Source organism: Rahnella variigena, assembly GCF_003610915.1.
Lineage (GTDB): Bacteria > Pseudomonadota > Gammaproteobacteria > Enterobacterales > Enterobacteriaceae > Rahnella > Rahnella variigena.
Genome location: NZ_NSDJ01000001.1, coordinates 1,693,976 through 1,707,127 on the forward strand (window position 1 = coordinate 1,693,976; position 13,152 = coordinate 1,707,127).

General features: G+C 53.5%; 17 protein-coding genes. 5 read left to right on the top strand and 12 right to left on the bottom strand.

Features of this window, described 5'->3' with window-relative positions:
- Positions 1-5 precede the first annotated feature (5 nt).
- From mltC to mutY, 3 genes are all read right to left on the bottom strand, one after another.
- Positions 6-1,085: a membrane-bound lytic murein transglycosylase MltC gene (gene mltC, locus CKQ54_RS07730; RefSeq protein ID WP_112289020.1), complete on the bottom strand. Its 1,080-nt coding sequence runs from the start codon at positions 1,083-1,085 to the stop codon at positions 6-8.
- Positions 1,086-1,161: 76 nt separating this feature from the next.
- Positions 1,162-1,434: an oxidative damage protection protein gene (locus CKQ54_RS07735; RefSeq protein WP_104923222.1), complete on the bottom strand. Its 273-nt coding sequence runs from the start codon at positions 1,432-1,434 to the stop codon at positions 1,162-1,164.
- 9 nt (positions 1,435-1,443) lie between these two features.
- Positions 1,444-2,511, bottom strand: coding sequence for an A/G-specific adenine glycosylase (gene mutY, locus CKQ54_RS07740; RefSeq protein ID WP_120161024.1), 1,068 nt, complete (start codon positions 2,509-2,511; stop codon positions 1,444-1,446).
- A gap of 223 nt (positions 2,512-2,734) precedes the next feature.
- Between mutY and trmB the strand changes: the two genes are divergently transcribed.
- From trmB to CKQ54_RS07760, 4 genes are all read left to right on the top strand, one after another.
- Entirely contained in the window at positions 2,735-3,454 is a 720-nt protein-coding gene (gene trmB, locus CKQ54_RS07745; RefSeq protein WP_120161022.1) for a tRNA (guanosine(46)-N7)-methyltransferase TrmB, read from the top strand.
- Positions 3,454-3,780: a YggL family protein gene (locus CKQ54_RS07750; protein ID WP_095924788.1), complete on the top strand. Its 327-nt coding sequence runs from the start codon at positions 3,454-3,456 to the stop codon at positions 3,778-3,780. The genes trmB and CKQ54_RS07750 overlap by 1 nt, the downstream gene beginning before the upstream one ends.
- A 74-nt stretch (positions 3,781-3,854) precedes the next feature.
- Positions 3,855-4,781, top strand: a complete 927-nt coding sequence (glsB, locus tag CKQ54_RS07755) for a glutaminase B (protein ID WP_120161020.1) — start codon at positions 3,855-3,857, stop codon at positions 4,779-4,781.
- A gap of 24 nt (positions 4,782-4,805) precedes the next feature.
- Positions 4,806-5,540: a YggN family protein gene (locus tag CKQ54_RS07760; RefSeq protein WP_120161018.1), complete on the top strand. Its 735-nt coding sequence runs from the start codon at positions 4,806-4,808 to the stop codon at positions 5,538-5,540.
- 182 nt (positions 5,541-5,722) lie between these two features.
- On the opposite strand, the gene hemW is transcribed toward CKQ54_RS07760, so the two are convergent.
- The 6 genes from hemW to CKQ54_RS07790 all read right to left on the bottom strand — a co-directional run bounded on the left by hemW (position 5,723) and on the right by CKQ54_RS07790 (position 10,024).
- Complete coding sequence (gene hemW / locus CKQ54_RS07765; protein ID WP_120161016.1) at positions 5,723-6,859, bottom strand: radical SAM family heme chaperone HemW; 1,137 nt, start codon at positions 6,857-6,859, stop codon at positions 5,723-5,725.
- Positions 6,852-7,460, bottom strand: a complete 609-nt coding sequence (locus CKQ54_RS07770) for an XTP/dITP diphosphatase (protein WP_113878345.1) — start codon at positions 7,458-7,460, stop codon at positions 6,852-6,854. The genes hemW and CKQ54_RS07770 overlap by 8 nt, the downstream gene beginning before the upstream one ends.
- 20 nt (positions 7,461-7,480) lie before the next feature.
- On the bottom strand, positions 7,481-7,786 hold the full coding sequence (yggU, locus tag CKQ54_RS07775; protein WP_120161014.1) for a DUF167 family protein YggU: 306 nt from the start codon (positions 7,784-7,786) through the stop codon (positions 7,481-7,483).
- Complete coding sequence (locus CKQ54_RS07780; RefSeq protein WP_013576832.1) at positions 7,771-8,325, bottom strand: YggT family protein; 555 nt, start codon at positions 8,323-8,325, stop codon at positions 7,771-7,773. Before CKQ54_RS07780 ends, yggU begins: the two co-directional genes overlap by 16 nt.
- An 85-nt stretch (positions 8,326-8,410) precedes the next feature.
- Positions 8,411-9,232 carry a pyrroline-5-carboxylate reductase gene (proC, locus tag CKQ54_RS07785; RefSeq protein ID WP_120161013.1) on the bottom strand — a complete coding sequence of 274 codons (822 nt, stop codon included), beginning with the start codon at positions 9,230-9,232 and terminating at the stop codon, positions 8,411-8,413.
- 72 nt (positions 9,233-9,304) lie between these two features.
- Positions 9,305-10,024 (bottom strand): YggS family pyridoxal phosphate-dependent enzyme, encoded by a 720-nt coding sequence (locus CKQ54_RS07790; RefSeq protein ID WP_120161011.1) that lies wholly within the window; start codon positions 10,022-10,024, stop codon positions 9,305-9,307.
- 22 nt (positions 10,025-10,046) lie between these two features.
- On the opposite strand from CKQ54_RS07790, the gene CKQ54_RS07795 reads away from it, so the two are divergent.
- Positions 10,047-11,084 carry a type IV pilus twitching motility protein PilT gene (locus CKQ54_RS07795; RefSeq protein WP_120161009.1) on the top strand — a complete coding sequence of 346 codons (1,038 nt, stop codon included), beginning with the start codon at positions 10,047-10,049 and terminating at the stop codon, positions 11,082-11,084.
- Here the strand turns inward: CKQ54_RS07795 and ruvX are convergent.
- From ruvX to gshB, 3 genes are all read right to left on the bottom strand, one after another.
- Complete coding sequence (gene ruvX / locus CKQ54_RS07800; protein WP_013576828.1) at positions 11,075-11,503, bottom strand: Holliday junction resolvase RuvX; 429 nt, start codon at positions 11,501-11,503, stop codon at positions 11,075-11,077. The genes CKQ54_RS07795 and ruvX overlap by 10 nt on opposite strands.
- A complete protein-coding gene (locus CKQ54_RS07805; protein WP_112289008.1) occupies positions 11,503-12,066 on the bottom strand; it encodes a YqgE/AlgH family protein in 564 nt (187 codons plus the stop codon). Before CKQ54_RS07805 ends, ruvX begins: the two co-directional genes overlap by 1 nt.
- A gap of 130 nt (positions 12,067-12,196) precedes the next feature.
- On the bottom strand, positions 12,197-13,147 hold the full coding sequence (gshB, locus tag CKQ54_RS07810; protein ID WP_112289007.1) for a glutathione synthase: 951 nt from the start codon (positions 13,145-13,147) through the stop codon (positions 12,197-12,199).
- Between the last annotated feature and the right edge of the window lie 5 nt (positions 13,148-13,152).

Sequence of the window (13,152 nt, forward strand, 5' to 3'; positions counted from 1 at the left end):
AAACGTTAATCTACGCGGCGGTAGCTGCGCTGAGTATTGTTCACTTTGTACAGATAGCGGCGGGATTCTGCCGACGGATGTTTGGTCGTCAGAGTGGTGTACACATCGCCCGGCGCCATATTGTTAATGATGTTAAACGCCTGCGTTTTGTTCTGTGAGAACACGCGCAGAACACTGCCGGCACCGCCGTTATAAGCGGTAATCACAGCATAGCGACGTGATGTCGGGTTGTTGATGTTCCCCAGATACACGTTTTGCAGCATCGCAAGATAAGCCGTGCCGGTATTGATATTATTCTGCGGATCAAACAGATAGCTGCGGCTTGGCTTGCCCCATTTTCCTTCAGATTTAAACACATCAACACCCGCGGTATGTTGCACAACCTGCATCAGGCCCAGCGCATCGGCATTACTCACCGCATACGGGTTAAAGGCTGATTCGGTTTGCATGATCGCCAGGATCAGTGACTGATCGACGCCATACTTAGCTGATGCTTCACGGATCATCGGCAGATATTTATGCGCACGTTTGTTCAGGTGGTTCGGCACCATCTGGATCGTCACGGAATAAATCACGTGCAGACCGGACTGACGGCGCATCAGTTTGTTCTGAATCAGATAATCAGCAAAACTTGCTGCGCGGCCTTCCCAGCGGATTGGCTGGCCGGTATTGTCGAGAACCTGACCGTACAACATCGGTTCACGGCTGATCTGGATATCATTGGCGTCGGAATAAAGGTCAACATTGCCCGGATCGTCGCCCACCAGCAAGGTGCTGATAATGGCCTGACGCAGGCTGGCCGCCGGATCCGTGCCAGAAATAGTCTCAAGGGTGATGGTACCCGCATCGAAGTTGATGTGGCTGCGGGTGTAATACTGATCGCTATATTTCACGTAGTCTTTCGGACCCGCGATCAGCACTTCGTTCATACCCCAGATATTTTCGATGTTATGGGCGAACTGCCCCATCAAAATATCGAATCCGTTGGTGTCTTTCACATAAGCTTCGTTGAACTGGTCTTTCTTGCTGCCGGAGCAGGAGATCAACATGGGCGCGATAACCAGCAAAGCTAAAATTTTCTTCATCTTACAAACCGTTTCTGATGAAAGAAGCAGGCACCCGGAGTACCTGCCTTAATGTTTTAACCATTGTTATAAATGATTATTTTGACGGCGGGGTATAGCCTTCGATATGCACGTCCTGACCTTCGAACAGGAAGTTGACCATTTCCTGTTCCAGCAGTTTGCGGTCTTCCGGATTCATCATGCTGAGTTTCTTTTCGTTAATCAGCATGGTTTGTTTGGTCATCCACTGCGACCAGGCTTCTTTCGAAATCTCATTGAAGATACGTTTGCCAATCTCGCCAGGGTACAGCTGGAAGTCTTGTCCTTCAGCATCGCGCTTGAGAAAAGTACAAAAAATCGTTCTGCTCATGCTAATTCCTTATCGATCGTTCTTTTGGGTCGGTTCTTTAGCCAGTTGCGTTAACAGACGCTCTACCGGCGCGGCCAGCCCGACGGATTGTGGTTGGGCTAAGTTATACCAGAGACCCGCACCTTCATCCATGCAACCCGCGGAAGAACGCAGATTTAACCACATCGGGACGATATCCAGATGGAAATGGCTGAAAGTGTGACGAAAAGCGGTCTGCTGCTGCAACTGATTTTGCGTAACACCGTATTTTTTCAGACCAATAGCCAGTTCATCTTCGGTGGTAAATTGCGGGAAGCAGAACAATCCGCCCCACAGGCCGACCGGCGGACGCTGTTCCAGCCAGACTTTATCTTCCTGCTGGATCATCAGCATAAACGCGGTCTTTTCCGGCAGGGTTTTCTTAGGTTTTTTACCGGGATAATTCGCCCAGCTGTGATGCGCATAAGCTTCACAGCCGGATTTCACCGGGCACAGCTCGCACTTGGGTTTGCTGCGGGTACAAACCATCGCGCCCAAATCCATCATTGCCTGATTAAACTGTGCAACACCTTCGGCGGGCGTGACGTCTTCGCTTATCGTCCACAGCTTATTTTCGGTTTTCTTCTCGCCCGGCCAGCCGTCAACAGCATAGCAGCGAGCCAGCACGCGCTTCACATTCCCGTCTAAAATAGGGTAGTGCTGATTCAGTGCCAGCGATAAAACCGCGCCGGCGGTGGAACGGCCAATGCCCGGCAACGCGAGAATCTCATCAAAAGTTGTCGGAAATACGCCGCCGTGCTGGCTGGCGATGGTCTGCGCCGCTTTATGCAGGTTACGCGCACGGGCGTAATAACCCAGCCCGGTCCACAGATGCAGAACTTCATCGAGGGGCGCTGCGGCGAGATCAGACACCGTCGGAAAGCGTTGCATAAAACGTTCAAAATACGGAATAACAGTCGCTACCTGCGTTTGCTGCAACATCACTTCCGAAAGCCAGACTTTATAAGGTGTTTTTGCGATTTGCCACGGCAGCGTTTTGCGGCCATAGCGCTGATACCAGTCGAGCACCAGAGGTGAGAAACGTTGGGCTTCCATCATGGGTGAATTACTGTCCGGCAGGGTTAAAAGACGGGGCTGATCACATCACAGTTCCCGTCTGGCTGTAAACCGGAACTTTCCGCACTGTATTGACGGATTTCCTGCCCGCAAGCCTTGCTAATCGGGAGTAAGTTTGGATAATGCGCCTTTCCTTATATTTAGTGACCAAAGCACAGGCATCCGCGCGCGGGTACCGCGTCTTGCCAATCGGAGTGGAAACACCATGAAAAACGACGTCATTTCACCGGAGTTCGACGAGAACGGTCGCGCGATGCGCCGTATCCGTAGTTTTGTCCGCCGTCAGGGCCGTCTGACTAAAGGTCAGCAATTTGCGCTGGACAACTTCTGGCCGGTGATGGGCGTGGAGTTTCAGGCCGAATCCCTGGATATTGATGCCTTATTTGGTCGCTCTGCACCTGTGGTACTGGAAATCGGTTTCGGCATGGGCACATCGCTCGTTACCATGGCGCAGCAGAATCCTGACCAGAACTTTATCGGGATTGAAGTACACTCACCGGGTGTTGGCGCGTGTCTGGCAACGGCGCACGAAGAGGGCGTCAGCAACCTGCGCGTGATGTGTCACGATGCGGTTGAAGTGCTGGAAAAAATGATTCCGGATGGCTCGCTCGATATGGTGCAGCTATTCTTTCCTGACCCGTGGCACAAAGCGCGCCATAATAAGCGCCGTATCGTGCAGCCTGAGTTCGTCGAGAAGCTGCGCAAGAAACTAAAAGTGGGCGGTGTATTCCACATGGCAACCGACTGGGAGCCGTATGCGGAGCACATGCTCGAAGTCATGACCAGTTTAGAAAGCTGGGTGAATCTGTCGCAGGAAGGTAATTATGTCCCGCGTCCTGAATCGCGCCCGGTGACCAAGTTCGAAATGCGTGGCCAGCGTTTAGGCCACGGCGTGTGGGATCTGATGTTTGAGAGGAAGCAATAATGGCTACAAATCGCAGTCGTCGTTTACGTAAGAAGTTACACATTGCCGAGTTCCAGGAACTGGGCTTCTCTGTAAAATGGCGTTTCCCGGAAGGTACCGCGGTAGAAACCATTGATGAATCCCTGGATAAATTCATCGACGGTGTGATCGAGCCAAACAAACTGGCTTTCGATGGCAGTGGCTATCTGCAATGGGAAGGTCTGGTTTGCCGTCAGGACATCGGTCACTGCACTGATGAACAGCGCGCGCAGGTCAAAAAATGGTTAGAAGACCAGAAAATGGAAGACGTGGAAGTTTCCGAGTTATTCGATATCTGGTGGGACTGATTCCACCGGTCAGATAAATTCTGAATCTTTGAAAGGTGCCTTCCGGCACCTTTGTTACATCTGGAGGCAGGACGTTGGGTACCGAACTCGATAACAGTTTGCTGGAAGATATTCTGGCGCAGGTCAGGCCGCTGATTGGCCGTGGCAATGTTGCCGATTATATTCCTGCGCTGGCGGAAGTCAGCCCCGATCATTTAGGGATTGCCGTGTGTACCACGAAAGGGGAGATCTTTCGTGCCGGTGATGCCGACATGCGTTTCTCGATCCAGTCGATCTCAAAAGTGCTCAGCCTGACGCTGGCGCTGACCCGTTATCAGGAAAGCGAAATCTGGCAGCGCGTCGGCAAAGAGCCGTCCGGTCAGCCGTTCAATTCGCTGGTTCAGCTTGAGCTTGAACAGGGAAAACCGCGTAATCCGTTTATCAATCCGGGCGCGCTTGTGGTCTGCGATTTGCTGCAAACCCGGCTCTCCGCACCAAAGCAGAGAATGCTGGAAGTGGTGCGGCAACTGGCCGGATCGGCAGATCTCAACTACGATCGGCACGTTGCCCGTTCAGAGTTCGAGCATTCTGACCGCAACGCGGCGATTGCCTATCTGATGAAGTCTTTCGGTAATTTCGACAACGACGTCATCACCGTTTTGCATACCTATTTCCACTACTGTGCATTACGTATGAGCTGTGAAGAACTGGCGCGGACGTTTGTATATCTTGCCAATAAAGGGCATCCGCTGGGGAGTGAAGAACCGCTCATTGATGCCCGTCAGGCGCGTCAGATTAATGCGATGATGGTCACCAGCGGCATGTACGACGGCGCGGGTGAATTCGCATACCGCGTCGGTATGCCGGGTAAATCTGGCGTCGGCGGCGGCATCATTGCCGTGGTGCCTGGCGAGATGTGCATTGCGGTTTGGTCACCGGAACTTGATGCGGCAGGGAACTCTTTGGCAGGTATTGCTGCCTTAGAATTACTGGCGCAACGTATTGGCCGTTCAATTTTTTGAGTTTGCTGTCTTAAGGGAGAGTACATGTTAGTAAAAAGTGGAGTGGTAAAAACCGGACTTGCTGCGTTACTGGCGCTGAGCGCGTGGAGCGCACAGGCCGATTATCAGTGTGCCGTCCAGCCTAAGGATGACGTGATCATCAAGCCGCAGACCGTACAGGTTGTCGGTAACAGCGGTGATCTGCTGATCACACCAAACGGTAACGTAACCCTCAACGGAAAAGACATGACCCTGAGCGCCAGACAGCGTCAGGAAGCCATCGACTATCAGGCCGGTTTACGCCGTGACCTGCCGTGGATTGACCAGGGCGCGACGGCGCATCTTGAAAAAGGCCGGGTTGCGGTTGACCGTGTGATCGTCGAAAAACTGGGCAGTGACAGCAACGTGCGTAACCGCCTGGTTAAGCTCGATAAGCAGCTGAAAGAGCAGATGAACCTGATTATCGAACACCGCACTGATGGCCTGACTTTCCACCATAAAGCAGTGGATCAGGTGAAGCAAAATGGCCAGAAGCTGATGGAACAAACCATGGGCGGCGTCATGCAGGACAGCATCAACGAGATGGGACTCAAACAGGCTGCGAGTGGCGGAAATCCACTGCAGGCGATGATGGGTAATCTCGGCGGTTTACAACAGGCCGTTCAGGAAGAGTGGAACAAGCAGGAAAAAGAGTTTAAAGCTTTTGGCGATGACGTCTGTAAGCGCGTTACCAATCTGGATACTCAGCACAAAACCTTGCTGGCAGATTTGAAACAGTAAGCTGCCAAATGACAGATACAAAAAAACCGCGATTACGCGGTTTTTTTGTTGGAAGAGGTAGTTGGAGCTACATCTTCCAGAGTTTCTACTTCCGTAAGTAGTACGAAAGCCAGCACCCCAACGTGGTGATAATATACCAAAAATGTGTTTCGGGCAGTGTTTACCCCTGTTATCACTTGATTCTACTCCGCCAAAAACAGCTCCAGCAGCGAATTCAGGAACAGCTTTCCTTTGCTGGTGATCTGCCAGTGCGTATCGGTTTCGACCAGATATTCTTTGGCAATCGCTTCGTCTAACTGTGCGCGGATCACCGATTCATCCAGCCCGGTATACAGACCAAACTCTTCACGCGGCGCGGCTTCCAGCAGGCGGAAGCGGTTCATGAAGAATTCAAACGGCAAATCTTCGGTTTCCACCGGATGCTGTTTATCCATATAACGACCCTGCATGTAACCGCGAGGGTGTTTGGTTTTGACGGTACGCAGGATTTGCCCGTCTGGCTGAGTCAGTTTGCCATGCGCGCCACAACCGATGCCGAGATAATCCCCGAAGCGCCAGTAGTTCAGGTTGTGCTGACACTGATAGCCCGGTTTGGCGTACGCCGAGGTTTCATATTGCTGGTATCCGGCTGCGGTCAGCAACTGATCGCCTTGCTCGAAAATATCCCACAGCGCGTCATCATCCGGCAGTTTTGGCGGTCGCGAGGCATACATCGTATTTGGTTCGATAGTCAGCTGATACCAGGACAAATGCGGCGGATTGAGTGCGATTGCCTGACGCAAATCGTCAAGTGCTTCTTCCAGTGTCTGATCCGGTAAACCATGCATCAGATCCAGATTGAAGCTGCGCAGGTTCAGGTCAGTCGCCAGATGTGCCGCGCGTTTGGCTTCGTCAGGGCCGTGAATACGCCCCAGACGCTCCAATTTCTGTGCATCAAAACTTTGCACGCCGATGGAAATACGGTTTACACCCGCGCGCTGGTAGCCGCTGAAGCGATCTGCTTCGACGGTACCGGGATTGGCTTCCATGGTAATTTCAGCGTGAGCGTCGAGTGGCAACCGCGCACGCACGCCGTCGAGCAGATTTTGCATTGCTTCGCTGCTCAGCAGGCTTGGGGTTCCGCCGCCGATAAAAATGGTCCCTACGCTGCGTCCGCCCACCAGATGCAGATCCGCATCTAAATCTGCCAGCAGATGCGCGACATAATCGTCATGCGGCACTTCGCCCTTTAACGCGTGCGAGTTGAAATCGCAGTAAGGGCATTTTTGCACGCACCACGGAATATGAATGTAGAGACTCAGCGGCGGTAACTTACGCATTCTTCTGTACTGCCTCTTTCATCGCGGCAAACAACAGTTTCAATGCCTGTCCCCGGTGCGACACCGCACTTTTTTCTTCACGGCTCAGTTCTGCGGCGGTTTTACCCAGCTCAGGAACATAAAAGATCGGGTCATAACCAAAGCCGCCTTCACCTGCCTGGGCAAAGGTGATTTCACCTGCCCAGCTGCCGTGGCACACCAGCGGCGTCGGGTCTTCAGCATGGCGCATATACACCAGCACGCAGTGGAACTGTGCATTACGCTGGCCCTGTGGAACGTCTTTCAGCGCAACCAGCAGTTTATCGAGGTTTTGCTGATCGCTGGCATCAACGCCCGCGTAGCGCGCAGAGTAAATCCCCGGCGCACCACCGAGAAAATCAACCGCCAGGCCGGAGTCATCTGCCACAGCAGGTAAACCGGTGACAGCCGCCGCGTGGCGGGCTTTCAGGATGGCATTCTCAATGAACGTCAGACCGGTTTCTTCGGCGGATTCAACGCCGAGTTCGGTTTGTGCCACCACGTCCAGCCCGAAATCGGCCAGAAGATGTGCGAGTTCACGCACTTTACCGGCGTTGCCGGTAGCTAATACGACTTTCTGCATGGGAGAGTCCTGACTTAACGTTATTCTGCGAGCAGTACCGCGACCTCAGTCGGGATATTTTGCGGATGGGTAATGCGGACTTGTTTATGGCGGCCCAGCTCGCCCTTTTCGATGCTTATCTGACTTTTGGCGACTTTAAACTGTTTTGAGAGAAATTTCACCAGATGTGTGTTGGCCTGTCCGTCTACCGGCGGGGCGGTGATGGTGACTTTCAGCTCGTCGCCATGCAAACCCACCAGGCTGTCACGGCTGGCTTTGGGCTGGATAACCAGCCGCAAAACCAGCACGTCAGATTGCCAGAACGCCGGGCTTAAAGCTGGAACCACAGCGCACCCAACAGATCCATTCCGAGATAATTCAGCATATACAGGATCAGGATCACCACCATTGCCGAGAAATCGATGCCGCCCATCGCAGGAAGAATACGACGGATGGGTGCCATCAGCGGCTCAGTCAGCTGCATCAGCAGATAATCCATTGGTCCGCGGCCCTGGCTCACCCAGCTCATCAATGAGCGGATAATGACCAGCCAGAACACCAGATAACCCGCGGCTTTGACCAGCCCTATCAGGCCAATCAGCAGACTGCTCAGACCAAAGAAGATAGCGCCGCTTTGGATTAGCAACAGCAGCGGGAATTTGATGGTGCAAAGAATGAAAGCCAGCAGCAGGCTTGCGCTGTCAATCGGGCCCAGCGGCGGAATAATCCGGCGAAGTGGTCCGATAATCGGCTGAGTAATCTTCACCACGAACTGTGAAAACGGGTTATAAAAATCTGTACGTGCCCATTGCATCCAGATGCGCAGCAGCAGAACCATCACGTAGAGATCAATCAGTGTTTTGACCAGAAAAGTCAGCGTTAACATAATTCTCCTATGCCCTTCATCCTTCGCGTGTCGTCTTGACGCAACACGGATGATTTTGGGCAGTATTATTTTTTATTCGTTCTTATCAGAACAGTTTTTCCATTTCCTGCGCGCGGGTAATGGCGGCCTGCATGGCCTCGGAAACGATCTCCGGTAATTGTCGGTCGGTAAACACTTTCAGAGCTTCAAAGGTGGTGCCGCCTTTGGACGTCACATTCTCACGAAGTTGTGACAATGGCGTGTCCGGGCTTGCCGCAACCAGTGCGCTGGCACCGCTGGCGGCTTGTTCAACCAGCATCCGCGCGGTTTCTGCACTGAAACCCAGACGCTGCGCTTCAGCCTGCATTGCTTCCATAAACAGGAAGAAATACGCCGGTGCGCTGCCTGCGGCGGCAATCACGTGGTTGATACCTTCTTCGGTATCAACCCAGCAGATTTTGCCCACGGCAGTCATCAGTTCGCCGCTGTAATCACGATCTGCCTGCGAAACCTGAACAGGTGCATACAAGCCACTCATGCCCTGACCGACCAGCGACGGCGTGTTAGGCATGATGCGCACGATGTTGAGATTATCGCCCAGCAACTCGCAGAAGCGCGCCACGCTGACGCCTGCGGCAATCGACAGTACCAGCTTATCGCTAAAATCCACGTCTTTTTGCAGTGCTTTACATACATCCGCCATCATCTGCGGTTTTACAGACAATACAACGACATCTGCCGCTTGCGCACAGGCGTTGTTATCACTGCTGCTGTGTACGCCGTATTTTGCGGCCAGCGCATCGCGATGGGTGGTGGAAGGGGCACAAACGCTGATCATACTGGCCGGATAACCACTTTCAACCAGGCCTGAAATGATGGCGCCTGCCATGTTACCGGCACCGATAAAACATATTTTGCGATGTTGCATTCATGCTCCTTGCTTTTAATGGGGGCTGAATTGAGCCAATCAATAGTAAAGCAGTATACCGGCAGAGAGCGGTTACTGTTTTGCGCTGTAATCACGGGCACCGAAAATAGCGGTACCGATACGAACCATGGTGCTTCCGGCGGCAATCGCAGCGGGCATATCATCGGTCATGCCCATTGATAAAGTATCGGCCTGCGGACAAATGCTCTGTAAAGCTTTCAGGGCTTCACGCATCTGACCGAAGACTTCAAGCTGGCGCGCATAGTCGGTTTCTGCGGCCGGAATGGCCATCAGACCGCGCAGCGTCAGATTGGACATCGCCATAATCTGCATCGCCAGTTCGTTAACTTCACCCACAGCAATGCCAGATTTACTGGCTTCGTCACTGATATTCACCTGAATCAGCACCTGTAATGGCGCTAAACCCGCCGGACGTTGCTCGTTCAGGCGCTGGGCGATTTTCAGGCGGTCAATGGTATGACACCAGTCGAAGTTCTCCGCGACCAGACGGCTTTTATTCGACTGCAACGGCCCGATGAAATGCCAGGTCAGCGCAGGCTGATGTCCGGCAAAGTGGGCAATTTTATCCACGCCTTCCTGCACGTAGTTTTCGCCAAATGCTAACTGCCCGGCGGCAATCGCTTCTTCGACAGCGCTCGCAGGTTTCGTTTTACTCACTGCAAGCAAGGTAATTTCTTCCGGAGGCCTGCCGCAAAGGTGTGCAGCGGCTGCGATTTTCTCACGGACATTCTGTAAGTTCTGCTCAATAGCGTTTTGCTGACTAATGCTCATAGGGACTCAGGAGGATTTCAACATGGATATTGATGGATTAGTGGGGCGTAGTGTAAAGCAAAATGCCTCCGATCTGCACCTTTGTACCGGCAATCGGCCTGTGCTGCGTATCGGAGGGGAATTATGCCGCTGTGAGGACCTGCCGCTGATCGACGCATCGCAGATGCAAAGGCTCGTCAGCCAGTGGCTGAATGTCGCAGAACAGACGAATTTGCAGCTGGCCGGGCAATTCGATAAAGCGTTGACGCTGGCGGAAGGCGTGCGGATGCGCCTTAACGTGTTTCAGCAACTGCATGGTTTGTCGGCGGCGCTGAGGCCGGTTCCCGCCCGTTGTCCTGAACTGGCAACGCTGCTGGCACCGGATATCTTGCAGCAAATTATTACACTTGAAGATGGTCTGATCCTGGTTACCGGAGCAACGGGGAGCGGGAAGTCCACCACGCTGGCGGCAATGATTGATTACCTCAACCGCCATACGACGCGGCACATTATTACACTGGAAGATCCGATTGAGCTTATTCACATCAGCAGACATTGCCTTATCCAGCAGCGCGAACTGGGGCTGCATACCCGTTCATTCAGTGAAGCGGTACGCGGCGCTTTGCGTGAGGATCCTGACGTGTTACTGCTGGGAGAATTGCGCGACACCGATAGCATCAGGCTGGCGCTGACGGCGGCAGAAACCGGGCATCTGGTACTGGCGACGCTGCATACGCGCAATGCCACGCAGGCTATCGACCGGCTGATTGATGTCTTTCCGGCAGAAGAAAAAGCCTTTGTGCGGGCTCAGCTGGCGGGCAGTCTCAGGGCTGTCGTCGCGCAGAAACTGGTGACGCAAAAACCGAAAGAAGGGCAGGGAAAGGATGATGAAAAAGCGGTAAGAGTGGCGCTGTTCGAAGTGCTGACGTCAACACCGGCGGTGTGCAATATGATCCGCGAAGGAAAAACGCATCAGCTGGCGGATATCCTGCAAACCGGCGCACAGGCCGGAATGCAGACGTTTGCCCAAAGCCGCCAGCAGCGGGAAAGCGCAGGATTACTGGCGGCAGATCAGGACTGACTCCACTGCTTTTCAAACCAGCTTTCCAGAATGATCACCGCAGAGGCGGCATCCACGCTGCCTTTGTCCAGCGCGCGGAAGCCGCCGCGATCGAACAAATCAGCGCGGGCTTCAACGGTGCTCAGACGTTCGTCGTGCAGTTCAACCTGAACGCCGAAACGGCCATGCAGACGGTTGGCAAATTTGCGCGCACGGGCGGTCAGCGGTTGCTCTGTGCCGTCCATGTTCAGCGGCAGACCTACAACCACCAGATCCGGCAGCCATTCTTTCAACAGCTTTTCGATTTTTTGCCAGTCCGGCGTCCCGTCCTGTGCTTTAAACGATGTCAGCGGACGGGCGGTGCCGGTGACTTCCTGACCGATGGCCAGACCGATGCTTTTGGTACCGAAATCGAAAGCAAAAACCGTGCGGTTAGCCATTATGCGTGCCCTGCATGGGTGGCAAGCTGGCCGACGTCAACGCCGATCATTTTCGCGGCTTCACGCCAGCGGTCAGCAATCGGGGTGCGGAATAAAATGTCATTGCTGGCTTCAATGGTCAGCCAGGAATTTTCCAGCAGCTCTTTTTCCAGCTGGCCCTGTTCCCATGCGGCGTACCCGAGCGCTACCAGCACATCTTTCGGCTGGTCGGGGGTGCCCAGCGTTTCCAGCACGTCTTTAGACGTAGTGATCATGGTGCTGTCCGAAATACGGATACTGGAGCCAAACCCTTCGCGCGGCGTGTGCAGAATAAAACCACGGTCGTCTGCCAGCGGACCACCGGAAAACACCGGGCGGTCGAGGCGGATGTTCGGGTCGCGAGGCTCGGGTGTGATGTCCAGTTTGTCGAGGACGTTTTCAACGGTGAAATCTTCGACCAGTTTGTTAATCACCAGACCCATAGCGCCGTCTTCATTGTGTTCGCAGATATAGACGACCGAACGTTTGAACTGGGGTTCATCCAGGCCAGGCATCGCAATTAGAAAGTGATGTTGTAGATTCATGGTAAGCAGGATGTTTAACCTCAGAAAATTGAAATGCAGCTAAGAGGGCAGTGTAGTACGTCATCCGCAGCAAAAAAAGTGGGTTATCCAGCATTGCTGAACAACCCATCAGATTATGCGGTCAGGCAGTTTATCGGGCAGCCAGACGCTTTTCGATAGCGTCCATCAGCATACCAGTGACGGAAATCGGGAATGCCGCTTCGATTTCACGCGCACAGGTCGGGCTGGTGACGTTAATTTCAGTCAGGCGGTCGCCGATAATATCCAGACCGACAAAAATCAGGCCTTTCTGCTTCAGGATTGGCGCGACAGTGCGGGCTATCGCCCAGTCACTTTCGCTCAGCGGACGGGCTTCGCCACGGCCACCGGCGGCCAGATTACCACGGGTTTCGCCCTGCGCCGGAATACGCGCCAGGCAGTAAGGCACCGGCTCGCCGTCGACCACCAGAACGCGTTTGTCACCGTCTTTGATGGCGGGCAGATAATTTTGTGCCATACAGAAACGACTGCCGTGTTCGGTCAGCGTTTCAATCACCACAGAAACGTTCGCGTCTTCTGGTTTCAGACGGAAGATTGAAGCGCCACCCATGCCGTCGAGCGGCTTGAGGATCACGTCAGTGTGTTCTTTATGGAACGCTTTCAGCTGCGCCGCATTGCGGGTTACCAGCGTATCCGGCGTCAGTTCCGGGAACCACGCGGTGAACAGCTTTTCGTTACAGTCACGCAGGCTCTGCGGTTTGTTAACGATCAGCGTGCCTTTTTCTTCCGCGCGTTCAAGGATATAGGTGGCGTAAATGAATTCAGTATCGAACGGAGGATCCTTACGCATCAGGATGACATCCAGTTCCTGCAGGGCGATATCCTGCTCAGTGCCGAACTCATACCAGCCGTCGTAATCCTGCTTCACGCTGAGTTTTTTGGTGGTCGCACGGCCTTCGCCGCCGCGCAGATACAGGGAATTCATTTCCATGTAGTGCAGCTCATAGCCACGACTCTGCGCTTCCAGCAACATAGCGAAACTGGTGTCTTTTTTGATGTTGATGGAAGAAATCGGGTCCATCACGATGCCAAGCTTGATCATTTGGT

Excerpts from the sequence above, each read along its gene's own strand:
- mltC (WP_112289020.1), bottom strand. The coding sequence starts at position 1,085 with ATGAAGAAAATTTTAGCTTTGCTGGTTATCGCGCCCATGTTGATCTCC.
- CKQ54_RS07795 (WP_120161009.1), top strand. The coding sequence starts at position 10,047 with ATGGATATTGATGGATTAGTGGGGCGTAGTGTAAAGCAAAATGCCTCC.
- CKQ54_RS07770 (WP_113878345.1), bottom strand. The coding sequence starts at position 7,460 with ATGCAGAAAGTCGTATTAGCTACCGGCAACGCCGGTAAAGTGCGTGAA.
- CKQ54_RS07760 (WP_120161018.1), top strand. The coding sequence starts at position 4,806 with ATGTTAGTAAAAAGTGGAGTGGTAAAAACCGGACTTGCTGCGTTACTG.
- CKQ54_RS07735 (WP_104923222.1), bottom strand. The coding sequence starts at position 1,434 with ATGAGCAGAACGATTTTTTGTACTTTTCTCAAGCGCGATGCTGAAGGA.
- ruvX (WP_013576828.1), bottom strand. The coding sequence starts at position 11,503 with ATGGCTAACCGCACGGTTTTTGCTTTCGATTTCGGTACCAAAAGCATC.
- gshB (WP_112289007.1), bottom strand. The coding sequence starts at position 13,147 with ATGATCAAGCTTGGCATCGTGATGGACCCGATTTCTTCCATCAACATC.
- mutY (WP_120161024.1), bottom strand. The coding sequence starts at position 2,511 with ATGATGGAAGCCCAACGTTTCTCACCTCTGGTGCTCGACTGGTATCAG.
- CKQ54_RS07780 (WP_013576832.1), bottom strand. The coding sequence starts at position 8,325 with ATGTTAACGCTGACTTTTCTGGTCAAAACACTGATTGATCTCTACGTG.
- CKQ54_RS07790 (WP_120161011.1), bottom strand. The coding sequence starts at position 10,024 with ATGAGCATTAGTCAGCAAAACGCTATTGAGCAGAACTTACAGAATGTC.
- hemW (WP_120161016.1), bottom strand. The coding sequence starts at position 6,859 with ATGCGTAAGTTACCGCCGCTGAGTCTCTACATTCATATTCCGTGGTGC.
- CKQ54_RS07805 (WP_112289008.1), bottom strand. The coding sequence starts at position 12,066 with ATGAATCTACAACATCACTTTCTAATTGCGATGCCTGGCCTGGATGAA.
- trmB (WP_120161022.1), top strand. The coding sequence starts at position 2,735 with ATGAAAAACGACGTCATTTCACCGGAGTTCGACGAGAACGGTCGCGCG.
- proC (WP_120161013.1), bottom strand. The coding sequence starts at position 9,232 with ATGCAACATCGCAAAATATGTTTTATCGGTGCCGGTAACATGGCAGGC.
- CKQ54_RS07750 (WP_095924788.1), top strand. The coding sequence starts at position 3,454 with ATGGCTACAAATCGCAGTCGTCGTTTACGTAAGAAGTTACACATTGCC.